The 24649-nt window shown below is 37.1% G+C and carries 16 protein-coding genes; 12 read left to right on the top strand and 4 right to left on the bottom strand.

The features are described 5' to 3' along the window. Window positions 1–2: 2 nt before the first annotated feature. Window positions 3–3251 (bottom strand): hypothetical protein, encoded by a 3249-nt coding sequence (locus LZQ00_RS14540; protein WP_234509988.1) that lies wholly within the window; start codon window positions 3249–3251, stop codon window positions 3–5. 907 nt (window positions 3252–4158) lie between these two features. On the opposite strand from LZQ00_RS14540, the gene LZQ00_RS14535 reads away from it, so the two are divergent. Both LZQ00_RS14535 and LZQ00_RS14530 read left to right on the top strand, forming a co-directional pair. Continuing rightward, window positions 4159–4677: a transposase gene (locus LZQ00_RS14535; protein ID WP_234509987.1), complete on the top strand. Its 519-nt coding sequence runs from the start codon at window positions 4159–4161 to the stop codon at window positions 4675–4677. Continuing rightward, window positions 4674–5702 (top strand): IS3 family transposase, encoded by a 1029-nt coding sequence (locus LZQ00_RS14530; protein WP_234509986.1) that lies wholly within the window; start codon window positions 4674–4676, stop codon window positions 5700–5702. Before LZQ00_RS14535 ends, LZQ00_RS14530 begins: the two co-directional genes overlap by 4 nt. A 676-nt stretch (window positions 5703–6378) precedes the next feature. On the opposite strand, the gene pyk is transcribed toward LZQ00_RS14530, so the two are convergent. Together pyk and LZQ00_RS14520 are read right to left on the bottom strand one after the other, a co-directional pair. Further along, entirely contained in the window at window positions 6379–7806 is a 1428-nt protein-coding gene (pyk, locus tag LZQ00_RS14525) for a pyruvate kinase (RefSeq protein WP_234509985.1), read from the bottom strand. A 123-nt stretch (window positions 7807–7929) separates the two neighbouring features. Beyond that, window positions 7930–8424, bottom strand: coding sequence for an IPExxxVDY family protein (locus LZQ00_RS14520; RefSeq protein WP_234509984.1), 495 nt, complete (start codon window positions 8422–8424; stop codon window positions 7930–7932). Window positions 8425–8695: 271 nt separating this feature from the next. On the opposite strand from LZQ00_RS14520, the gene LZQ00_RS14515 reads away from it, so the two are divergent. The 10 genes from LZQ00_RS14515 to LZQ00_RS14470 all read left to right on the top strand — a co-directional run bounded on the left by LZQ00_RS14515 (window position 8696) and on the right by LZQ00_RS14470 (window position 20697). After that, window positions 8696–8932 (top strand): acyl carrier protein, encoded by a 237-nt coding sequence (locus tag LZQ00_RS14515; RefSeq protein ID WP_021192392.1) that lies wholly within the window; start codon window positions 8696–8698, stop codon window positions 8930–8932. 27 nt (window positions 8933–8959) lie between these two features. Continuing rightward, entirely contained in the window at window positions 8960–10213 is a 1254-nt protein-coding gene (fabF, locus tag LZQ00_RS14510; RefSeq protein WP_234509983.1) for a beta-ketoacyl-ACP synthase II, read from the top strand. Between the two features lie 79 nt (window positions 10214–10292). Next, window positions 10293–11033 carry a ribonuclease III gene (rnc, locus tag LZQ00_RS14505; protein WP_234509982.1) on the top strand — a complete coding sequence of 247 codons (741 nt, stop codon included), beginning with the start codon at window positions 10293–10295 and terminating at the stop codon, window positions 11031–11033. A 52-nt stretch (window positions 11034–11085) separates the two neighbouring features. Continuing rightward, the gene (hisS, locus tag LZQ00_RS14500) at window positions 11086–12468 is read left to right on the top strand and encodes a histidine--tRNA ligase (RefSeq protein ID WP_234509981.1); all 1383 of its coding nucleotides are present in this window, start codon (window positions 11086–11088) and stop codon (window positions 12466–12468) included. 241 nt (window positions 12469–12709) lie between these two features. Continuing rightward, the gene (gene pdhA / locus LZQ00_RS14495) at window positions 12710–13705 is read left to right on the top strand and encodes a pyruvate dehydrogenase (acetyl-transferring) E1 component subunit alpha (protein ID WP_234509980.1); all 996 of its coding nucleotides are present in this window, start codon (window positions 12710–12712) and stop codon (window positions 13703–13705) included. 30 nt (window positions 13706–13735) lie between these two features. Further along, on the top strand, window positions 13736–15388 hold the full coding sequence (locus LZQ00_RS14490) for a pyruvate dehydrogenase complex dihydrolipoamide acetyltransferase (RefSeq protein WP_234509979.1): 1653 nt from the start codon (window positions 13736–13738) through the stop codon (window positions 15386–15388). 136 nt (window positions 15389–15524) lie between these two features. Next, entirely contained in the window at window positions 15525–16715 is a 1191-nt protein-coding gene (locus LZQ00_RS14485) for a serine hydrolase domain-containing protein (protein WP_234509978.1), read from the top strand. Between the two features lie 9 nt (window positions 16716–16724). Beyond that, on the top strand, window positions 16725–17084 hold the full coding sequence (locus LZQ00_RS14480; protein WP_234509977.1) for a CoA-binding protein: 360 nt from the start codon (window positions 16725–16727) through the stop codon (window positions 17082–17084). A 273-nt stretch (window positions 17085–17357) separates the two neighbouring features. Further along, window positions 17358–19424: a heparinase II/III family protein gene (locus tag LZQ00_RS14475; protein WP_234509976.1), complete on the top strand. Its 2067-nt coding sequence runs from the start codon at window positions 17358–17360 to the stop codon at window positions 19422–19424. A gap of 16 nt (window positions 19425–19440) precedes the next feature. Further along, window positions 19441–20697 (top strand): glycoside hydrolase family 88 protein, encoded by a 1257-nt coding sequence (locus LZQ00_RS14470; protein WP_411028056.1) that lies wholly within the window; start codon window positions 19441–19443, stop codon window positions 20695–20697. 36 nt (window positions 20698–20733) lie between these two features. On the opposite strand, the gene LZQ00_RS14465 is transcribed toward LZQ00_RS14470, so the two are convergent. Next, window positions 20734–24600: a hybrid sensor histidine kinase/response regulator transcription factor gene (locus tag LZQ00_RS14465; protein WP_234509975.1), complete on the bottom strand. Its 3867-nt coding sequence runs from the start codon at window positions 24598–24600 to the stop codon at window positions 20734–20736. Window positions 24601–24649: the final 49 nt, after the last annotated feature.

Here is a 24649-nt window from a genome sequence, read left to right as displayed (position 1 = left end):
CGTTAATTGGCCTTATAATGATAATCAATGGTTGTGTTGATGTACTTGAACTGGTCAAGAACAGTTTTCAGGCGTTGCATGCCATCGTATTCATAATACTCGGTAACCCCTCGTGGATCGGTCTTGCTGGTCATGCCCACCAAAGGTTTATAGGTATAACTGGTCACCATGGCTTTAGAAAGACTGGCATGGGTACGCAATGTATTCATGGCTGTATTGATTGTTGCTTCCGAAACGGTCAATGCGTTGAGATTATTAATAGTGGTTTGCCCCAGTACCGCCAATACTTCCGTATAGGTCGCATTCTTGATCTCGGCTATCGGATATTGTCCTCCGTAACCCCACAGGTAGCTTGTTGTCTGTGTTCCGTTAGTTTGAGTATTGATATTACCAAAATTATCCATAGCAATGTTTTCAACGACTAATTCTTCGGGCAGACTGCCTCTTTGAACTGTAAACTTTTCAGGTCTGTACACCTTCCCGTTATTCAGCCAGTCTTTATAATAAATATTTTGCGTAAAAGAAACATTGGAATCCACCTTTTCCACCTTTTTTACCACCTTGGATAAAATGTGTTTGTTGACCATGCCGACATATACCGTGGAAGAGAGGTCTGTTGGATAGAAATAATTCGTCGTGCTCACTTTTCCGTTGCTCATTGTTCTTTTCTCCTCTGTGGGTTCGGCATGGACTGGATTCAGATAGCTGTAATTCACGGTATTCTTTACAGGATTGCTGCCATTTAGATCATACACAACATTTTCCTGAGATTCAAGAACAGGCCAACCTCCGCCATAGGTATATACATTGACATCCCATCCGGAGAGTACCTGTGGCATGCTAATAACATTTGGATCCGTCTCTCCCGGTCTTTCCCATTTCTTTCTGATCAGGTAATTTTCAATAAATGCACCCTGACTTAATACGTTGTATGTATTAAATTGTTCACTTACCTTCTGAACGGCTCCATTAACATCTTTTTTAAATACCAGACTTCGAACTTCTTTTCCATTGAGGTCTGCACTCAAATTTTGAGAAGAGCTCATCATCGGTGCATTTAAAATTGCCTGTAGATAGGCCACATTATTATAGGCTGTAAACTCATGCTCAATTCCTGAATTGAAATTGGGATCTTTGCTTTCCAGCACATATTTATAGGCCATAGGAGACCCACCAAAAGCTTGGGGAAGTGGAGTACTGCTTGACTGAACAGATAGCAGATTACAGACTGTTGATGCTTCTCCCCATATTGGAGCACCACTTGGTTTATAGGAAACGCACCAACCTCCTTTCATATTCGATTCAAAAATTCCTCCGCCCATACTCCCAACTCCCGAAGATTTTGTGCCATCAGCTAAGGAACAGTATTTAAAATACCGGGATTCTGTTTTATTGGTGACCGGATCAAATGAAGAAATTTTGGAAACCCGAATGCCACTTGCTGGCTTATTGACATCAATATCAGTTGTTTTGGGATCATAAGCTAGGTAAGCAGAAATACTGTTTGTACGTCCGTAGGCTGTAACTTTTAACTGATAGGTCTGACCCAGTTCAAGTGAAACTGGCTGGGATAGATTAACATATCCCCACACGTCCTGTTTAAATACCCTCGTAGCTCCCTTAAAAAATTCCAGTGTAGCAACCCTACGATCTAGATCCTGTGCTGGCCAATATTCGGGATCATCAGCAGAAGGAGCTCCCGGGCTTAATTCGACACGATAAGAAATATTCACTGTTTGAGTCTGTTCAGGTACAAAGGTGGAGGAAACACTTTTACCGGTCATCTGACTGAGACCGTCTGTTACCGCAGAAACAGTAGATGTACTGGTCTGCTGTTCAGAAACATGTATGTCATGTCCTTCATAAAAATACTCGTCAAATCCTCCCGTGGGATAGGTTATTTTATTTAAAGCACCTCTTATCGCATAATTTGCATCGGGCGATCGGTTTGCTCCCTGATCCCCGTTTTTATAATTCTGGTAACCATTAAATTTTGGAAATAAATTGATATTACTGAGAATGCCATTGTCAAAACCGTAAAAATCAAGTCCCTTATAAGTGATATCCCGTACATCCATCGGTGATAGATAGCTAAAGATATAATTTTGAGGTAACAGGTTCGGACTAGCTGGAACCGGTAAAATCTTTAGCGTATCCAGATAGAATTTCCCGTTGGTAGGTACATTACTGTAAATAAAGGCGAACTGTTTCAACAAACTTGTTCCATAATTCAGCTTCACATTTTTTAGCCGATTGTCACCACTTGCATCTGGTCTGGATTCATATTCGAAATCAAGGGATTCCCCTTTGCTTGTTGTTATTTTGGACAGGTACTTGGTATCATAATAAATGGTCGGAATATATAAACCTCCTATAGCTTCTTGGCAGTAGCCACAATAGTCTGTAATCGGATTAATACCATTATGAAAGGTTGGTTCCAGATGCACGGATTGTTGCATCGGCAGGTTATTTTTGATATAGATGGAGCTGTACTGAAAGTTGATGCTATTTCCCTCTGGTGATAAGATCTTGGTCAGGAACCAGGCTGTTTTACTGATTTTCTGTTTAGGACCCTGAGAAGGGTTTAAATTAATCTCCCTTGTTTTCTCAATGGCCAGTTGCTCTCCAAAATAGTACTGGATACCGAGTCCATTGGTGATCATGAACTGCTCAATTTTACCTGAAGTATAGACGATGTCGATCTTGACATTAGAATGGGATATGAGTCGAGGGATTTTATTCGCATCAATAAAGAACTGCCCGGAAATATCTCCAGCTGCAAAAGAAAAAATATCATGCTCGGTATCATTGCCATATAAATTTGCGGATTCGAGGTAGGTAAGTTCTCCCTGGTCTAAACTGTTAAAATCCGGAGGGCTAAGAAAAGTACTTTCATCATCTGGTTCGTCCTTTACTACCCGGCTTACCATGCCAGAAAACAGGGTAGACCATCCCAGACCGACCCGACTTGGAATATCACTGACCCGAATGCCGTTATTTGAATATTTCAGACTAAGGGGAAAATTAATGTCGCCGATCTTTATCGTATAGAGAGGAACGTCCACTTTTGATGATCCTGTAAACAATTCGGTTCCCAGTTGCGAGATCCTTCCCAATTCTGATACCTCGGGAGAGGGTGGAATTTCGATGCCTTTCTGCATCAGGGGTTTGCCACTTTGAGAATAAGTCTTATCTGTTACAAGCAATAACAGTCCCATAAAAATGAGCTCTGAAAAATATTTAATCTTCATATAAAAGGTAATAGTAAAAGTGTGCGTTTAATCGGCTAACAAGATATTAAACACTTAGAATTGCCAAATCTAGTAAAAAAATAAAACATAAAAAAATATCAAAATCTTTAAGTTAATAAATTCAAAAAACACTTCTAATTCAACAGTTTAAAAAATAAATTTTTAAGCACAAGAAAATATATGCTAAGGTTAAATACTAAAGTTTTCTTGACAGTTACTTTTCGTTGGTTATATTTTCTAGAATCAAAATTATAGAAAGCAGCCCCTATAGCAACAGGATTAAATGAAAATATAAGCGTTCTTCCGCTCTTAGGCTAAGTTTATGATGATATTTTGATAAAAATACTGCAATATTAGATGCAACCATATCCAACGATCAACAATTGTCAAAAGTAGTGTAGCATAATCATTCGGATTTACGGGAATCCGTAAGAGAGGGCGATCATCAAAGTTGATAGATACGCTATTTTTCAGCTCATAGTATAACGGTACTTGTTGAAAAATCTCCCTGTAGACCATCCTCTAATCTAAAGAAAGATCGGAATGAAAAGGAGCTAGGGATTGTGAGTTAGCTTGGAACAAAAGAACAGCATCAAGGCACCCTGTTTAAGACTCTCTACGAGTCGAAACTGTTGCTTGTGTTGTTGTTGCTCATCGCTAGGGGTAAATGCAGTCTAGCGCCTTAATCTGCTGAAAGAAATAGATGTAGACACGTTATCATAGGATGGAATACTAAAATGGCAAGATAAACCTCGGATAACTAAAAAAGATATGACTGAACTGTCTCTAAGAAACAATCAGACTGCATCTGTTATCGATAATACTTCGAAGCTTCAGAAAGCTTTTTTGTCTCGTCCTAAAAAAACTATACATCAGACTTATTAATTCTTAAATAGTACTTTAGAAGATGTCAATAGAAAAAGCGGACAAGAAATTTGGGCGATATTATTTAGACTCCTTTAAACGGGAAGTGGTATCCGAGGTTGAACGTGAAGGGAATTTAGCTTTAGTCTGTAGCCGTCATGGAATAAGTTATAAATCTATACATACCTGGTTGAAACAATATGGGAGTATTTCTTATCAACAGAATAAGATTAAACTACGTAGCCTTTGCGAACGGGAGGGTATAGCCAGGGAGATCGTTTCGGGCCATATCAATATAGAGGAGGCGATGCTGAAATATAATGCGAGGAATCGTGATACAGTGAATATGTGGATCCGTCATTATAAACTCAGGCAGCAGGAACTGATAGATTTATTGCCTGCTGAGATCCCCTCAGCAGAGAGAGAATTTGTATCCTCTAATATTGCCACCGATGCTTTAAAGCTGGCGGAGCTGAAAATCAGGTCACTGGAAATAATGCTTGATATTGCAAGTAAAGAATTCCATGTGGACATCAGAAAAAAGTTTGGGGCCAAACCGTGATCACGCTCCGGTTACAGGAACCGGATGTAAGTGTTAAAACACTATGTTCACTGTTTGGCAAGACCAGACATGCCCATTATGATTATCTGTGGGGCCTTGAACGTGATATTCTTCTTCAGGATGTTGTGCTACGGGAAGTAGGTCAGATCAGGGCTGACCTACCAAAGCTGGGCACCAGAAAACTGCATTTTTTGCTAAAGGACCCGTTGTTGAAACATGGCATATCTATAGGACGGGACTATCTGTTTGATCTGCTCTGCAGCCGTGGGATGCTTGTCAAAAGGCGCCGAAGGCGCAGCATTACTACAGATTCCAATCACTGGATGCACAAATATGACAACCTGATCCAGGAAATAGAAATCATCCGTGCCGAACAGGTCTGGGTGAGTGATATTACCTATCTGACCCTGAACAACTCATTTGTGTACCTGAGTTTGATCACGGATGCTTATTCTCATCAGATTATGGGTCATCGGGTGCAAAATGATCTCTCGGCAGCAGGTTGCATCGGGGCCCTGGAGATGGCTGTATTAAAAAGGACAACACCCCATTTATCGCTGGTCCATCATTCAGACCGCGGGTCACAGTACTGCAGTAAATCTTATATAGATATATTGAGAACGCAAAAAGTAGCCGTTAGTATGACCCAGAACGGAAGTCCTTATGATAATGCCATTGCAGAAAGGATCAACGGCATTCTTAAATCAGAGTTTGAAATAGAGCGAAATACGGGATCTATGATACAATTACGGGATAAAATAGACCATGCCATCAACATCTATAATAACCTTAGGCCCCATGACAGCTGTGAATCACTTACCCCAAACCAGGCACATCTAAAAACCGGGGTCTTAAACAAAAATTGGAAAAACTACAGAAAAGTCAACTGGGAACGTAAAAAACAAGAAAGTGTAAATGCTAAAAACAGCACTTCAATTGATATAGGGGACTCTTCGACCGCTATATCAACTGAAGTCGCCGAAGGCTTAATCCAATTCAAAATACAAGAAATGAAGCAAACATAAAAAGCAGAGAAAAATTAACTACATTACTGAAATATCCGAATGTATAGCCATTTCAGTACTATGAAAATAGTGTATAGTTATTATAGGATTGTATGCACAAGGTGTATAGCTAATCTAGGATAATCAATCAAATGCTGTATAGCCAATTCAGGACGAGACAAAGAAAGCTTTTTCTCTACCTTCCATACTATTCCTAGGTAGGGCTAAAGCAGTGCCTAAGTAGTGCCTAAGCAGGGGATAAGCGTAGACTAAGCGTACATACAGTATTAAAAGTATACCTAAAACGCACTATCAACGCACTTAGTACGCACTTACCATCTCTAAATATCGTGCTCTCTTGAATAACGCTTTATCTACGCTTATACCCTGTAGTATCCCTGCTTAGGGACTGGATCAATAGCTGATATGTAAACCGTACCAACTCCTAACCAACTTCGGACTTTCTTCTAACTCCCAATACAGAAATACCGCTGTTGCACCGCCTTTTTACCATAGCTGCATCGGGAAAAACGCGGTGCAACAGCGGTAAAACAGCGTTCCGGGTGTAGTAAAACTCCGAAGTTGGTTAGAAGAAAGTACGAAGAAGGTACGAATAAGACTACTACAAAAACAGAGGTCAAAAAAAAGCGCTTACCGGTTATCCGATAAGCGCTTTTTTATAGTTTAAATCCAATGCTTACAATTGTGAAACACGGATCGTATTCGTTTTTCCTTTTTCAATCAACGGAGTTGAAGCCGTATTGATAATAATTGAACCTGGTGTGATATAATTGTTTTTAACAATAAATTTGTTGACATCATGAATAGAACCATCGATACTATCAAATTTGTCGTAAACAAAGGTTTTAACACCCCATAATAAGCTCAGTTGACGTACTAATTTTTTGGTTCCTGTGAACACCATGATATCCGCATTAGGTCTGTAACTCGCAATTTCAAATGCCGTAGCACCAGAAGAAGTTAAGACTGCGATAGCAGAAGCATCAGTTTTCTTAGCTAAATAGACAGAAGAAGCACAGATCGCATCAGGAATTTTTGTGCCATCACTGATTTCACTAACTTTCTCATTATAATACGGATAAGAAGTTTGTTCCACGTGAATAATGATTTTACTCATCGTTTCAATAACAATTTCAGGAAACTCTCCAACAGAAGTTTCACCACTTAACATAACCGCATCAGCACCATCGATCACCGAGTTAGCAACATCATTTACCTCCGCACGAGTGGCGCGAGGAGTCGTGATCATACTTTCCAACATTTGCGTCGCGATGATAACCGGTTTTGATAAATCTCTACATTTCTGAACGATTATTTTTTGTAAACCAGGTACTTCTTCCATTGGCAATTCAACACCCAAATCACCACGAGCCACCATGATTGCATCTGTTGCCTCAATGATGGCATCAATGTTTTCAATAGCTTCTGGTTTTTCAATTTTAGCAATTACGCGGGCATGACTTCCTTTTGCCGCAATGATTTTTTTACACTGAACGATATCGTCAGCCGATCGAACAAACGACATGGCAATCCAATCCGCACCATGATCTAATGCAAAATTTAAATTATCCAAATCCTCTTCTGTTAATGAAGGAATGGAAACTTTTGTATTGGGTAAGTTAACACCTTTACGAGATGTCAAAACACCGCCGTGTACAACTTCACATGTAACGGTATCTTTATGGTTGGTATTTAATACACGTAACTGCAATTTTCCGTCATCCAATAGGATGATTTCGTTTGCTTCTACGTCATTCGGGAAATTTTCATAGGTGATGTAGATGGTTTTTTCGTCACCGATCAACTCATGTGTTGTAATTTCTAATTGTGAGCCATTTACTAAAATTGCTCCACCTTCTTTCATTTTTCCTATTCTGATTTTAGGCCCTTGAAGATCGGCTAAAATAGCAACGTTAAAATGAGTTTCTTCATTGATCGCATTGATGGTGTCAATAACCTTTAAATGATCTTCTTGACTACCGTGAGAGAAATTTAAACGACAAACGTCAACACCTTTTGCAATCATATTTGTTAACACTTGCTTATCAGCAGATGCAGGGCCTAATGTTGCAACAATTTTAGTCCTTTTTTGAACTTTTTCCATTATAATTTTTTTTATACTTTGTACCTTAAATATATATAATTCAACTTGTATTGAATTATAAAACTCGTTTATTACGAGGTGATTTAGATTGAAAACGTGTACAATATACACTATTAAAGTCTGCTAAAATATCAGATTTTCTTTAGATTTCAATATTTTTGGTGATATTTCTTTTACAAACACAACTTCAGGGATTTTATTAATGCTTTTTACGATCCGATCTAAGTCATCTTCATTGATGTAATTTTTTATAATAATGAAATAATCAAAATTAGCATGTTCAGGGATGAGCAAGCTTCCTTCAATGCTTTTATTGTTGATTAAGTAGTATTCGGTTTGAAATTTAGTGTTGATATACCAGAAGGTTGTGAAATGATTTATTGTTTTTTTTGTCTGATCGAAAATAATATGATATTCCAGTTCTTCGGCGGATTTTTGTTTCAGTTTTCGATTATGATCGAATTTATCTTCTTTCCCTCTAACAAAATCTAATGAAGTGATTTTGTTAATAAAATGACAGAGGCGATAATCTTTCAAAGGACACGATATAGCAATCAAGACAAAGTCTAATTCTGCGTCAAATTCCAAGTCCCATTTTAGTATCGTTTTGTTATTCAAAGTGAAAATCTATGCTTGTGTTCATGACGAAATTACAAAAAAATGCTTCAAAACCAGTGAATTTAATGTAAAATTTGAATTAATTGAATTCTAGTTTGTACATATTAGGAATTATTGTTATACTTGAAGAAGGTTAGTTTATAGCTACTTAAGGGTGTAAACATACCAGGGTGAAAAATAATTTGACAATCTAAAAATCAAATGGAGTTTGATATTTGATGAAATTTATTTTTCTTTGCACAGATTTATTAAACAATTAAACTATAAAATCATGTCAGATATCGCTTCAAGAGTAAAAGCAATTATCGTTGAAAAATTAGGTGTAGACGAAAACGAAGTAACACCAGAAGCTTCATTCACTAATGATTTAGGTGCAGATTCACTTGATACTGTAGAGTTAATCATGGAGTTTGAAAAAGAATTCAACGTTGCTATTCCTGATGACCAAGCTGAAACTATTGGAACAGTAGGTCAAGCAATCACTTATTTAGAAAAAAACGTTAACTAACTAATTTAATTAGGCCAAATCGTATAAATGGAGCTTAAAAGAGTAGTAGTAACAGGATTAGGCGCTCTTACACCAATTGGTAATACTGTTTCAGAGTACTGGAACAATTTACTAGCTGGTGTAAGCGGGGCTGCTCCCATTACGCATTTTGATGCGTCAAAATTTAAAACCCAATTCGCTTGTGAAGTGAAGGGGTTTGATCCACATGAATTTATGGATCGCAAGGAAGCTCGTAAGGTAGACCCTTTTGTACAGTATGCTATTGCAGCATCTGATGAAGCAATCAAGGACGCTGGTTTAATTTTTGAAAATTTAGATACGAATCGTATCGGAGTCATTTGGGGATCAGGAATTGGTGGTTTGACCACTTTTACTGATGAAGTAGCAAATTTTGCTAAAGGGGATGGAACACCACGTTTCAATCCTTTCTTTATTCCTAAAATGCTTGTCGATATTGCTCCGGGACATATTTCAATGCGACATGGTCTGCGAGGACCTAATTTTTCTGCTGTCTCTGCGTGTGCTTCTGCAACAAATGCCATGATCGATGCTTTCAACTATATTCGTATGGGTAAAGCTGATGTGATCGTTACAGGTGGATCGGAAGCGACCATTAATGAAGCTGGAATCGGTGGATTTAATGCGATGCATGCACTTTCAACAAGAAATGATGATCCTAAAACAGCTTCACGTCCTTTTGATAAGGACCGTGATGGTTTTGTTTCTGGTGAAGGTTCTGGTGCGATCATATTAGAAAGTCTAGAACATGCTTTGGCGCGTGGAGCTAAAATATATGCTGAAATTGGAGGTGGTGGTATGAGTGCCGATGCACATCATATTACAGCTTCTCATCCAGAAGGATTGGGCGCTAAACTTGCCATGACTATGGCAGTTAATGACGCGGAGTTGAATTTTTCTGATATTGACTATATCAACGTACATGGAACTTCTACTCCTGTAGGTGATATTAGTGAAACAAAAGCTATTGTGGATTTATTTGGTGAACATGCCTATAAATTGAACATTAGTTCGACAAAATCGATGACAGGTCACCTGCTAGGTGCGGCTGGAGCGATTGAGACTATTGCTTCTATTTTAGCGGTTCAAAATGATATCGTACCTCCAACGATCAATCACTTTACTGATGATCCTGAATTGGACAATAAGTTAAATTTTACATTTAATAAAGCCCAAAAACGCATTGTAAATGCTGCAATGAGTAATACTTTTGGATTTGGTGGACACAATGCTACTATTGTAGTGAAAAAATACAAAGGATAATATTACTTATTAAAAGTTATTAAAATAATTGGGATGCAACAGGTTTTTTTTAAACCTGTTGCCCTTTTTTTAGATAAAGATGCCTTTTTCAAGGATTTATAAACTATATTTTTCTTCTGACAAAGCTTATGTTAGAAAGTTAAAGAACCTATTGGGTTTTGTACCAGGTAATATACGGCTGTATCAAATGGCTTTCAGACATAAGTCTGTCGCTGTAACGATAAAGGAAGGATCGAAAAATAGTAATGAGCGATTGGAGTTTTTGGGAGATGCCATCTTAGGTTCAGTGGTAGCTGAACTGCTTTTTAAAAAATATCCCTATAAAGATGAAGGTTTTTTGACTGAAATGCGATCCAAAATCGTAAGTCGGGTGCATTTAAATCAACTTTCTCGAAAATTGGGGCTTAACGAACTGATTCAATTTGATGCCAGAATGATCAGTTTCCCAAACAAACAAGGTTCTCTACTCGGAGATGCTTTTGAAGCACTAATTGGTGCTGTTTATCTGGATAAAGGATATATTTTCACCAAAAATTTTCTATTAAACCGTATTATCAAGCCGCATGTTGATATCCATTTATTGGAACAAACAGAAACAAATTTTAAAAGCCGTTTGATCGAATGGTGTCAGCATAAAGGAAAAGAAGTGGTCTTTAATCAAATCGATAATCCGCCCGGAGAATCGAGTAAAATGTTTTCTATTGAAGTTGTCGTCCAAGGAGAAGTGTGCGGAATAGGACAAGATTTTAATAAAAAAAGTGCTGAAAAAACAGCTGCCGAAAAAGCATGCGAATATTTAAAAATTTTAGAAATAGACTAAGCTTTTTTCTCTTAATTTCCAATAAATCCTTCTTAAATATTAACTTTGCCGAATGGCAATAGTAAAACCTTCTTTAGCAAAAGGCACACGTGACTTTTCACCTGCCGAAATGCTTAAACGTAATTATATTTTTAATACCCTAAAACGTGTTTTTAAAAAATATGGTTATAGTGAAATACAAACCCCTTCTTTTGAAAATCTACAGACACTGACCGGGAAATATGGTGATGAAGGAGATAAGCTAATCTTTAAAATATTAAATTCTGGAGACTATTTAAGTAAAGCTCCTGTAGATTTATTAGAGACAAAATCTTCGACTAAATTGATCAGCCACATTTCTGAAAAAGCTTTGCGTTATGATTTAACCGTGCCCTTTGCTCGCTACGTTGTCATGCACCAAAACGATATTGCATTACCCTTTAAACGTTTTCAGATACAGCCTGTCTGGCGTGCAGATCGCCCACAGAGAGGTCGCTATCGCGAGTTCTATCAATGTGATGTGGATGTCGTTGGATCAGATAGCTTACTGAATGAAGCAGAGTTTGTACTCATTTATCAAGAAGCATTACAACAATTAGGGTTAAAAGATTTTACGATCAAGATCAATAATCGGAAAATTCTTTCTGGTATAGCCGAAGTGATTGGTAAACCAGAGCTTATCGTCGATATGACAGTTGCCATTGATAAATTAGATAAAATAGGATTAGAAGGAGTCAATAAGGAATTGCTGGAACGAGGTTTTACGCTCTCTGATGTAGAAACATTGAAACCTATTATTTTGCTAGAAGGATCAAATGCGGAGAAGTTATCTGCTTTGGAATCTGTATTGGCAACATCAGCAATAGGGTTGAAAGGAATTGCTGAAATTAAAGAAACGTTTGATTATATCGCTAAGTTAGACGTTTCACAAGAAGTATTGCAGCAGTATGTGGAGGTAGATATCACCTTGGCGCGTGGTTTAAACTATTATACCGGTTGTATTTTTGAGGTGAAAACCAATGAAGTTGCCATGGGTAGTATAGGCGGTGGAGGTCGATATGATGATCTGACAGGCATGTTTGGGTTGCAGGGATTAACAGGTGTAGGTGTATCTTTTGGAGCAGATCGTATTTACGATGTACTTGAAGAATTAAACCTGTATCCACAAGAGAAAGGCGATTCGACCAAATTGCTGATTGTGAACTTTGATAAATCTGCAGAAACCTTTACGTTGCCTTTATTGAATCGTTTACGTCAAGCTAACATTGCCGTGGAGTTGTATCCTACAGCTGCGAAACTGAAAAAACAAATGAGCTATGCAGATAGTAAAGGTATTCCTTTTGTTTTATTGGTAGGAGAAGAGGAGGTATCTTCAGGAGAACTTTCGTTAAAAGATATGCAAACTGGTGATCAGGTAAAAATTACTGCCTCATCTTTGCTAGAAAAATTGCGTTAAAATCAAAGTTGTTACAAAATAGGAGAAGCCAAATGATTATAAAGTCATTTGGCTTTTTTGTTTCCTGTTTTTTAAATTTACTAAATTAAGCCAGTCATTTATTTGGCTTTACTGTTATATAGTTTAAATCAAATGTTTTAGAACTGTCGAAAACTGGAATAAAATTTGATTTTCTGTCCAAAATATCACCCAAATTCATTAGATTTGTAGACAAGATTAGTAAGAAATTCAAAACTTTGAAATGAGTTCAACACCTATAACAAAAGAAACATATTTAGAGTGGTATAGATCTATGCTGCTTATGCGTAAGTTTGAAGAAAAAACAGGTCAACTGTATGGACAACAAAAAATTCGTGGTTTCTGTCACTTGTACATTGGACAAGAGGCAGTAGTAGCGGGTACGATGTCTGTTATAAAAGCGGAAGATTCTTTAATAACAGCTTATCGTGATCATGCACATGCAATCGCAAAAGGCGTGTCTGCAAATGCATGTATGGCAGAAATGTTTGGAAAAGCAACAGGATGTTCAAAAGGTAAAGGTGGTTCTATGCACTTTTTCTCAAAAGAACATAAAATGATGGGTGGCCATGGAATCGTTGGAGGTCAAATTCCTTTAGGTGCTGGAGTTGCTTTTGCTGAGAAATATTTGGGAACAACGAATGTGAATGTGTGTTACATGGGCGATGGTGCTGTTCGTCAAGGTGCTTTTAATGAGACTTTGAATATGGCCATGTTGTGGAAATTACCAGTAATTTTTGTTTGTGAAAACAATGGTTATGCCATGGGTACTTCCGTTGGACGTACAACAAATATGCAAGATATCTACAAAATGGGTCTAGGTTTTGATATGCCTTGTGCACCAGTAGATGGAATGGACGTTGTCGCTGTTCACAATGCCATGGACGAAGCTGTTCAACGTGCCCGTGCTGGAGAAGGACCAACTTTCTTAGAAATCCGTACCTATCGTTACAAAGGACATTCAATGTCTGATCCTGCGAAATATCGTACAAAAGAAGAATTAGAAGAATACAAAGGACGCGACCCGTTATTGGCAACTAAACATGCGATTGTAGAAAACAATTATGCTGATGAAGCGTGGTTTGCTGAAGTTGATGCTGAAGTGAAAAGTATCGTGGATGAATCTGTGAAATTTGCTGAGGAATCTCCATTCCCTACAGCAGATGAGTTGTACAAAGATGTATATGTGCAAGAAGATTATCCATTTATATTAGATTAATACATTTACTTTAACTAGATAAAAAATACAATGGCTGAAGTAGTAAGAATGCCTAAAATGAGCGATACCATGACAGAAGGTGTTATCGCAAAATGGCACAAACAAGTTGGTGATAAAGTGAATTCTGGGGATTTAGTTGCTGAAATCGAAACGGATAAAGCAACAATGGATTTTGAATCCTACCAAGAAGGAACGCTTTTATATATTGGTCCTAAAGAGGGTGAAGCAGTAGCAATTGATGCTGTTATCGCTGTATTGGGAGAGCCAGGTGAAGATTTTCAAGCATTGTTAAGTGCAGATGCTCCAAAAACTAGTGCGACTGAAAAAGAAAATGAAACAAAAGAAGAGGTTTCAACTTCTTCAGAAGATGCTTCTACAACGAAACCTACTGCAGATGCTAGTGTAACAGCAGAATCATTAGGTGTTACGGTTATCACCATGCCTTTGTTAAGTGATACGATGACAGAAGGTGTGATTGCACAGTGGAACTTTAAAGTAGGGGATACCATCAAATCTGATGATGCGATTGCAGACGTAGAGACGGATAAAGCGACAATGGAAGTTACTGCTTATGCAGATGGAACATTATTGTATGTTGGTCTTGAAGCTGGACAAGCTGCTAAAGTAAATGATATCATCGCGATCGTTGGTCCTGCGGGAACAGACGTTACTCCGCTATTGAATCAAAAATCGACTGCAGCACAACCTGTTGCTGCAGAATCAAAACAAGAGTCAAAAACGGAAACTGCTGCTCCAGTGGCTACTGAAAGCGCTACTGTAGCAGATGATGCTCGCGTAAAAGCTTCTCCTTTAGCACGCAAAATAGCGAAAGATAAAGGCATCAATTTAAACGATATCAAAGGTTCTGCTGATGGTGGACGTATCGTGAAAAAAGATGTTGAATCATTTGTTCCTACAGCAAAAGCTGCTCCTGCTCAAGCAAGTTCACCTGCTGCTGCGACAGAAACAAAAACAATCAGTTTACCGACTTACGTAGGTGAAGAAAAATATACAGAAGTAGCCGTTTCGCAAATGCGTAAAACAATTGCGCGTCGTTTAGGTGAAAGTTTATTCACAGCTCCACATTTTTACTTAACCGTAAGTATTGATATGGAAAATGCAATGATTGCACGTACACAAATTAATGAAGTGGCGCCTGTGAAGGTTTCATTCAACGATATCGTTGTTAAAGCGGTTGCAGTTGCTTTGAAGAAACATCCTGCAGTAAACTCTTCCTGGAAGGGCGATAAAATCCGTTTCAATGAACACACAAACATTGGTGTTGCTATGGCCGTTGAAGATGGTTTGTTAGTACCAGTTGTACGTTTTGCTGATGGTAAATCATTGTCACATATCTCCGCTGAAGTGAAAGATTTTGCACAAAAAGCGAAAGCTAAAAAATTAACACCAGCAGATTGGGAAGGTTCTACATTCACCGTTTCTAATTTAGGAATGTTTGGTATTGATGAGTTTACATCAATCATCAACTCACCTGATGGAGCGATTTTATCTGTAGGTGCCATTCAACAAGTTCCTGTCGTTAAAAATGGTGCTGTTGTACCAGGAAATGTGATGAAATTGAGTTTAGGTTGCGATCACCGTGTGGTAGATGGCGCAACAGGAGCACAATTCTTACAAACGTTAAAAGCTTTATTAGAAAATCCAGTAAGATTATTAGCTTAATTTTACTTCGAATAAATTGTATAGAAAGGTCACTTCATATTAAAGTGACCTTTTTTATTGTTTTTTTTTCTTTTTTAATACTAAAATGAGCATTTTAGCATTTATACAATAGTAAAAAAGTAGAATCTTATACATAGTGAAATTATATATCATAAAAGGTCTTGTTGCCGTTCTTTTGGTAACAACAATATCGTGCAGCTCGAAAGAAGAAAAGCAAAAAAAAGCACTAGTTGAGCAGGCAAAAACAGATAGTTTAAAGCTCATATACAATCCCGCAAATGCAGATCCAAAAATTGAAGCATTCATGCAAAATCTACATAAAAAGGTAGGTTTCAATGGTAATGTTTTAATCGCTAAGGATGGAAAGATTCTCTATCAAAATTCATTTGGTTGGGCAAATTACCTTTTAAAGGATAGTTTGAAAATTGATTCTAAATTTGAGTTGGCCTCTGTTTCAAAACCATTAACAGGTATTGGTATTTTAAAACTGGTAGAAGAAGGGAAATTAAAGTTAACACAGACGGTGAATGACTTCTACCCAGACTTTCCTTATACAGGAGTAACAATAAAACAGCTGTTGTCTCATCGTTCTGGATTACCGAACTATGTATACTTTTCAGATGAACATTGGAAAGAAAAAAAGAAAGGGATGACCAATCAAGATGTCATGAAAATGCTGACAGAGTTTAAACCGAACCGTTATGGTAAGCCAGATGGTAAGTTCTTTTATAACAACTCCAATTTCATGGTGTTGGGGGCTATTATTGAAAAAGTGACAAATAAAAGCTATGCTGAATGGATGAAGGAGAATGTCTTTGACCCAGCAGGTATGACCAATACAGTAGCTCTGTCGAAAGCAGTTTATGAAAAAATTCCAACAGATGTTGTTGGTCATGATCGCGTTTGGAGAAGATCTGTTGTTCAAAATTTTCAAGATGGTCCTTTGGGAGATAAGGGAATCTACAGTACGGTAAGAGATCTTTATAAGCTAGACCTCGCGTTGAATGAAGGTCGGATATTGAAAAAGGAAACATTAGATTCCGCATATGTGGATCGCGCAATGACAAAAAAAGGAATTTTTGGTTATGGACGAGGCTGGCGAACCTTTCATCATAATGACGATCTTGTGATCTATCATACAGGATGGTGGCATGGATTTCGCAATCTATACGTAAGAGATTTAAAAAACCATATTACCATTGTCTTGTTATCAAATATGACCAATGGCAGTTTAGTAAAATTGGATGAACTGTATAAAATATTAGGTATGCCTATCTTACGAAAAGGCGCCTACAATGATGCAGGTAATGTTGCTGATGATGTTTAATGAATGAAGATGAAAAAGACGTTAATTATAGGAGCGAGTACCAATCCTGAAAGATATTCTTATAAGGCAGCTTATAAATTAACGCAACATGGACATGATATCGTCAATATTGGTTTGAAAAAAGGAGAAGTCGCTGGGGTAGAGATTGAAAAAAAAGGTCTTATCCATGATGACATCGATACCGTGACGATGTATGTTAGTGCCGCTAATCAAAAGGAATATTATGATTACATTTTAGCAACGAAACCAAAACGTATTATTTTTAATCCTGGAGCTGAAAATAGCGAATTAACAAAACTAGCGCAAGAGGTTGGCATTCAAACTGAAAATGCATGTACATTAGTGTTGTTAAGTACGAATCAATATTAGCTATCCGATGATAAAATAGACTTTTGATATAACACAGCGATACGCTGATTGTAAATAGAGTGGTTATCGTGTAACAAAAATAATAAAGAAGTAAAACGGAAAGGAAGATAGCCTGCTAATTGTCTATCTCCTATCCATTTAAAACAAAAAAGTTGGTCATCAGTGGCCAACTTTTTTGTTTTAAACGCTAAATCCTCTAAAACGATTGCGTAAGTTTTGCTTGTGTCTCTACTAAATAAAGCACATTTTTAGAGTCCAATTGAAGCTTTATTTATGATTATCCATAGCAGCATACCGCTCACAAACTGTAATGAACTAAACCTGATAGCCTCGGGTGAACCTGTGAATCCTGCTGGAAACAAAACAGGACGAACCAAGCTTGCGCGTTCACGAGATAAATATACCCAGGATAGCTTTATCATTTTTCGGATGATATTACTTTCCTGTAGTTTATTCCTTGCAAATTTTAGTTTTGCTCAACAAATTTTAAATAAACATCTCTCCGCAACGGTATTGACTAAGCTGGTGGATAACATCGATGATTGGCGCTTGAAAAAAAGGGCAGAATGGCTTCAAGACATTCAACAGTTGCCGGATACCGAGAAGATTCGCATGGTTAAAAAAGCAGAACAGGCTAATGCATTTACGTGGCCATCTTTGTTAGCAACAAAATACCTGGAATATAAGACTGATGGCAATAGAACCCGTTATGAAGAGGATGTTAATAAAAGAAGAACAATCGTTGCGCAATTGGTCATCGGTGAGTTGGTCGAACGAAAGGGTCGTTTCATTCCGCAGATTGCGAATGGTCTATGGTTGCTGTTGGAAGAAAGTACTTGGGTGAGTCCTGCGCATATCGTTGTTCAAAAATCAGGAATTGGTCTTCCAGATCCAACAGACGAATATATTGATTTAGGAGCAGGTCGCGTAGCGGCTGACTTGGCTGCCATCTATCTATTACTTGGAGATGACCTAGATCAGATTTCTCCCCTGATTAGCAAAAAGTTGAAGCTTGCATTACGAGACCGTATCGTAAACCCTTATCTAGAGCGAGATGACTTTTGGTGGATGGCGCTTCGTCCCAATAACACAATCAATAATTGGAATATCTGGATTAATACCAATGTCTTAAAAGTAGCCCTATTGGTTGAAGAAGATCCATTGAAACTTAATAAGATTCTGCGAAAGCTAATTACGAGTTCAGATAAATTTATTGATGCTTATGCCGAAGACGGTGCTTGTGAAGAAGGACCTTCTTATTGGCTTCATGCAGGTGGCGAGCTTGGACAATTATTGTCCTGGTTTGAAGATCTATCTCATGGTCAAGTATCATTTAAAGACGAGCAAAAACTATTTAATATCGGTAATTATATCTTAAATTCTCATGTACATGGAGATCGTTATATTAATTTTGCAGATGCAGAAGCTATTCAAATTCCCTACCCAGCAAAAGTATGGACCTATGGCACGTTGTTTCAGAATGAAAACTTAAAAGCCTATGCAAGTTATTTAGCGGCTCTTAAATCGCCAGCAATTTCCTTAGGTACCGTTCAGGATTTTTTGATGCATGTCCCAATTTATGATCAATTAATGAAACATTCACTGCATTTTACAGCAGATCAATTTCATTTTTATCCAAGTCTAGGTCAAGCGACCATGCGTAGCAGGCATAAAAATGGAAATTTATTCCTGGCTACCATAGGAAGTAATAATGGGGTGAGCCATAATCATAACGATGTCGGAAGTTATATGCTTTACTTGGATTCTCTGCCTGTACTTATTGACGTTGGTGTTGGAACCTACACAAAAGAAACATTTAGTGCGAATCGGTATGCTTTATGGAATATGCAATCGCAATGGCACAATCTGCCTATTATTAATGGCGTACAGGAAAAAGATGGAAAGGCTTATCATGCAGAGCACGTGTCCTTTGAGGTGAAGAACAAATCAGTTAACTATGGCGTTGACATCGCTAAGGCATATCCAAAGGAAGCAGCAGTTATATCCTGGAAAAGAAACCTGAGCATGAATCCTCAAAAAAATGAGATACAGGTTGATGAGGTTTATCAATTGCAAGAGTTTAAAACCGCACAAACGATCAGTTTTATGTCGATGACCAAACCCATCATAGGGAAGGATCAGTTTTTATTGGGGTTGACAAATGGAAAGAAAGTGACTATCGCTTTTGATAAGAATACGGTCGACTTGTCTTATGAAGAGAAACAACTGGAAGACCCACGATTGGTTAAAGTCTGGGGAAATACACTATATCGAACAAAAGTCAGGTTGAAAAATGAAGCGTTAAAAAATCAGCTGACATACAAAATAGTAGCAAATTAAGATTAGTATTGAATTTATGATAAAAATAAAAAAGCAAGTTCTTATCGTGTTATGGTCACTTATAGGACTGACTACAGTACAAGGGCAATCCAAGGCGTTGAAATTATCGAAGACATTTATTCAACAGAATTTGATAGATGCTGCGAAGCAAATTAAAGTTTTGGCTGCCCAAACACCTATTGAAAAATTTCCTAAAACATTTGAAAATAATAAAGAGGTGTTTTCTTCATCGAGTTGGTGGTGTTCGGGATTTTATCCAGGTATCTTATTGTATTTGTATGAAGGTACACAGGATCAAGATCTTTTGCATCAAGTAGAAGAGAAATTACCTTATCTAGAGAAAGAAAAAAATAATAAGGGAACGCATGATTTAGGTTTTATGCTTTTTTGCAGTTTTGGGAATGCACTACGTCTTACTGGTGATTCCAGTAAGTATAAAGAGGTATTGACTACTGGAGCTTCTTCTTTAGCGACTCGGTTTAATGCAACCACGAAAACAATCCGTTCTTGGGATCACAAACCTTGGCACTATCCCGTGATCATCGACAATATGATGAATCTGGAGTTTTTGACACAGGTGTCAAAAATGACAGGAGATAAAACCTACTATAATTTGGCAGTAACACATGCTGAAACGACCTTGAAAAATCATTTTCGGAAAGACTATAGTTCTTATCACGTCGTAGACTATGATAGCCATACAGGAAAAGTTATCGCTAAAAAGACACATCAAGGAGCATTTGACGAATCAGCATGGTCCAGGGGACAGGGTTGGGCGCTTTATGGCTATACCATGATGTATCGTGAAACGAAGAAAAAAGAGTTTTTAAATCAAGCGCGTCATATTGCACAATATATTTTAAATCAGCCTAATTTACCTCAAGACTTGATTCCTTATTGGGATTTTGATCAGGATAAGATTGAGAAGTCCAGTAATATGTATGCTAAAAAAGATCTACGTGATGTTTCTGCAGCGGCTTTGTACGCTTCAGCATTGTTAGAATTGGCGCAATACACGAAAGGAAAAGAATCTGCGCTATACTTGTCTAAAGCGGAAACGATCCTTACAAACTTATCTAAAGCACCGTATAAAGCAGATTTTGGTCAAAATGGTGGTTATATTTTAAAGCATAGTGTTGGTGCAATACCATTGAATTCTGAAGTAGATGTTCCCTTGACATATGCCGATTATTACTATGCAGAAGCATTGGTGAGGTATAAAAGATTGTTGGAAGGAAAATCCATTATTCACGAAATAGCAAACGAACTATAATAAGGGTCTGTTATTGCAAACCCTTATTATAGGATGCTAAATATCATCCTCGTTTTCGGACAAATATGCTGTAGGATTCTGTCCGAAAACTTTTTTAAATTCTTTGCTAAAGTATTTCCGATCTGAAAACCCGACAGCATAAGCAACCTCCGTAATATTCATGGAAGACAGAAGCAATTCTTTTGCTTTATTAAGTCTATAGTTCTTGACATAATTATTGAGTGATAAATTGGTAATCGCTTTTAATTTACGATACAGGACAGGGGCACTCATCCCCATGGTGCGAGAAATATAGTTAACATCGAAAGAACTGGATAGGAGGTTATCTTCGATGAGTTTGTTTAAAGACTGGATAAACTTATTGTCTTGTTCATTGTCACTGATCGTTGTTTTAATTTGAAAGTTTCGACTTCGTTTTCGACTGATGTTCAATAGATTTTGTGCCGAATAAAAAAGTTGGCTATTGTCAAATGGTTTTGTTAGGTAGATGTTGGCACCACTTTGTAAGGTATCCGTTTGTACTTGGTTATCCGTTATGGCTGTAAGGAGGATAAATGGGATATGACTGGTAATGATGCTGGCTTTTATTGCCTTACAAAGTTCTATGCCATCCATATTGGGCATCATCAGGTCGGAAATAATTAAATCAGGGACGTTTTTTTGCGCTTTTTCCAAAGCTTCTTCTCCATGAGTTGCAAGTAAGACAATGAAACTATCTACAAAAATGGAAGCAATCATCTCCAATAGCTCTTTATTGTCTTCCACGATCAGTATAGTCGCTTGCATTCCTGCGTCCCCAATTGATGATGCGTTGAGAGATAATGAGGGGCTAGGCTCCAACTTTTCACTTTCATAGTCATGAAGACTGGAAGTTGCTGTTATCGGTAGCTGTATAGTGAAAATAGTCCAGCGATCTTGTTCTTCACGGTTGGATTGGCAATGAATTTCGCCACCATGTTGTTCAATTATTTTTTTAGTTAACGCTAAACCAATACCAGTTCCAATCGTATCGGTCACCTGATCTTCTCGATAATATTCTTCAAATATTTTAAATTGGTTGGCGGAGGTTATACCGATCCCATTATCGACAATACGAATCGTAATCTTATTTTCCTCATGAATAAGCTCTAAATAAACCGTACCGTTTTCAGGTGTGTATTTGATCGCGTTAGATAACAGATTGAACATCACTTTATCAAATTGTATCGTATCAATGGCTTGAATTCCGATAGGATCAATATGTTTGATGTAATAATTTAAATTTTTAGTTTGAGCTAAGTCATTGAATAAATAAAAGGTATCTTCTATATATTCTCGAAACGGAATTGACGTGAGTTTGAGCTCTTGTTTGTTATCATCAAATTTTTTGAAATCCAATAACTCATTGACTACTGCCAAAAGTTTGTTGGCATTTTTTTTAATTCGTTTTATTTTTAATTGGGTCGTTGGGAGATCAGCAACCTCTGCAATTACTTCATCAAGAGGTGCAGTAATCAGGGTGAGTGGTGTTCTGATCTCATGTGAAATCTGGGTGAAGAATTTAATTTTCTTATCATGTTCTTTCTCCGCATTGATTAAAATTTCACGTTCTACAATAAATTTTATTATGAAATGAATAGCTAAAGTAAATAGAATTGCATAGAGCAGATATGCCCACCATGTTCGCCAAAATGGCGGTAATACAGTAATCGTTAGGGTTAATGGTGTTTTACTCCAAATCATATCATTGTTGCTGGAAAATATAGTTAATGTATGCTTTCCTTCAGGAATATTCGTATATCGAATACTTGTAGAACTTGTCTCTATCCAATTTTTATCAACGCCTTCTAATTGATATCGATATTTGTTTTTCAAAGGTTTGATAAAATTAGAGCTTGAAAAACTAACCGTAATGTAATTCTCATGATGCTGTAATTCTATTTGAAAGTCATTGTCTACTGCATTAGCATGAATGCGATCAAATGGGAATAAGTTTTCATTTAAATATATATTTCTTAATAGTACCGATGGTACGATATGATTGAAAGCTATTTTTTTAATATCAATGGATACCAATCCATTCAAAGTCGTCACGAATAGCTTTCCGTCATCGCTGTTGAATAGCTTTGCACTTTGTAAATTTTTAACAGGAAGGCCATCATTTTGATTCAGAATGTTGCTGTATTTGGTTTTGGGATCAAAAAAAATCAATCCATTTTTACTGGTAATCCAAAGCATATTGTCGATACTGATGGGCCAACCCAAGCTGTTTTTTTTGAACTTGGCTTCCAAATTTAGATCTCCATTTCTTTGTAAGCTGTAAAGCTCATTTTCAGTAGTAAACCAAAGCTTATCCAAATGATCGATGTAAAATCCATTTATTAAATACGGCTTCAACTTGGAAATCGTCTGAAAGATAGCCAGTCGTTTTTTAATATACAATTTACGATCTTGTAGCAGATATATTTGATGATTGCTATCTTCTTGAATATCTCGGATTTCAGTCGAAGCGATTTCGTCAACTTTAATGGGTTCTTGATTTTTTTCTACGGTATATAAACCAATATTTGTTCCCAAATAGATTTTTTGCTGTGGATCTACATAGATCGTAAAGACATTATTCTTAACATTAAAAGAATCTTTATCCAAATAGAAGTGGTTGGTTTTATGTGTTTCTATGTCAATGATGTTGTATCCTCCAGCATATTGAGCCGCGTACAGTTTGGTATCTCTTATATATAGATCTTTGATGAGATTGGATTTTGTGAGATGAGGAACCGCAGTTGTTTGACCACTTTGTTTATCGATGAGATTGATACCATTTTCTTCCGTGCCAATCCAATAAGCATTCTTTGTCTGGGCAAAACTACCCGTTATATCACTGTTCAGACGTTGAGAATCACGAGATCGAGTAGCATATATTTGAAGGGGTATGGAGTTGGGGTAAATCGCATTAATGCCACCGAAATACGTGCCTAGCCACACAATTTTTTGATTATCTATAAAAATGTCATAAATGGAATTCTGGGACAAGGAATAGATAAAGGTGTTGTGTTGATAATTGTGAAATTGATTTTCTTTTTGGAATACAGATAACCCTTTAAGTGTGCCTATTAATATATTTCCTTGTGGATTTTTAATAATCTTACGAACATTATTACTCAGTAGATTGCTATTCTTGACGGTGAAATTTACCCACTTCTTGCTTGTGAATTCATATCGAAATACACCATGAAGTTTAGTTGCTACCCATAAAAATCCTTTATCGTATAATAATGAACTTATGATTCGTTCATCTCGGACGGAAATGGGGAGCTGTAAGTTGGATATCGTAGCAAGCTGTTTATTTTTAAATTGTACGACTTCAATGCCTTGAAGACTTGCGATGATATACGTGTCGCTATTTAATTGAGTTATGGTTTGAACCTTAGCTCTAGTAAGTAGCAACTCAAGTTTGTAGGATGATGATGTGGGTGTAGCAAGATAAAGACCGTTTTGGGCACAAAGAAAAGTTTGATTAGACAATGTTTGAATATCAAGGATGGTTATCTTTTCTTTAAAGGGTTTATTATTTTTTTGTATGATTTGGTGCCGATCAATATCATAGATATGCAAATGAGTGGAGGTGGCAATAAAAAGATCATTTTTTTTACTGATTTCAATCTTGGTTATATAATCAATACGATTTAAAGTGGTATCAGATCCCAGTAGATCGGAAACGTTTTTTGAATCGTAAACAAAAAGGTTATTTGCACCACCGAACCATAGCCTCCCTTTTTGATCTTGGGCAATGGAGAGGACGGGTTGTTTATCCAGTATATTCTCTTGACTGAGTTGTTCAAACCGAAAATCCTGTGCATAGCTATGGGAAATCAAAAGTCCAAAAATTAAAAGAAATCGTATTCGATATAGATAGGTATTCATGGTAGTGGGGTTTGCGTTTCAAATTTAAGATTTTACCCCTAAATATTTA

The organism is Sphingobacterium sp. SRCM116780 (assembly GCF_021442025.1).
Classification (GTDB): Bacteria; Bacteroidota; Bacteroidia; order Sphingobacteriales; family Sphingobacteriaceae; genus Sphingobacterium.
This window is presented reverse-complemented; position numbering and strand designations above follow the sequence as displayed.

Excerpts from the sequence above, each read along its gene's own strand:
- LZQ00_RS14475 (WP_234509976.1), top strand. The coding sequence starts at position 17,358 with ATGATTATCCATAGCAGCATACCGCTCACAAACTGTAATGAACTAAAC.
- LZQ00_RS14490 (WP_234509979.1), top strand. The coding sequence starts at position 13,736 with ATGGCTGAAGTAGTAAGAATGCCTAAAATGAGCGATACCATGACAGAA.
- hisS (WP_234509981.1), top strand. The coding sequence starts at position 11,086 with ATGGCAATAGTAAAACCTTCTTTAGCAAAAGGCACACGTGACTTTTCA.
- LZQ00_RS14465 (WP_234509975.1), bottom strand. The coding sequence starts at position 24,600 with ATGAATACCTATCTATATCGAATACGATTTCTTTTAATTTTTGGACTT.
- rnc (WP_234509982.1), top strand. The coding sequence starts at position 10,293 with ATGCCTTTTTCAAGGATTTATAAACTATATTTTTCTTCTGACAAAGCT.
- LZQ00_RS14470 (WP_411028056.1), top strand. The coding sequence starts at position 19,441 with ATGATAAAAATAAAAAAGCAAGTTCTTATCGTGTTATGGTCACTTATA.
- pyk (WP_234509985.1), bottom strand. The coding sequence starts at position 7,806 with ATGGAAAAAGTTCAAAAAAGGACTAAAATTGTTGCAACATTAGGCCCT.
- pdhA (WP_234509980.1), top strand. The coding sequence starts at position 12,710 with ATGAGTTCAACACCTATAACAAAAGAAACATATTTAGAGTGGTATAGA.
- LZQ00_RS14480 (WP_234509977.1), top strand. The coding sequence starts at position 16,725 with ATGAAAAAGACGTTAATTATAGGAGCGAGTACCAATCCTGAAAGATAT.
- LZQ00_RS14515 (WP_021192392.1), top strand. The coding sequence starts at position 8,696 with ATGTCAGATATCGCTTCAAGAGTAAAAGCAATTATCGTTGAAAAATTA.
- fabF (WP_234509983.1), top strand. The coding sequence starts at position 8,960 with ATGGAGCTTAAAAGAGTAGTAGTAACAGGATTAGGCGCTCTTACACCA.
- LZQ00_RS14540 (WP_234509988.1), bottom strand. The coding sequence starts at position 3,251 with ATGAAGATTAAATATTTTTCAGAGCTCATTTTTATGGGACTGTTATTG.
- LZQ00_RS14535 (WP_234509987.1), top strand. The coding sequence starts at position 4,159 with ATGTCAATAGAAAAAGCGGACAAGAAATTTGGGCGATATTATTTAGAC.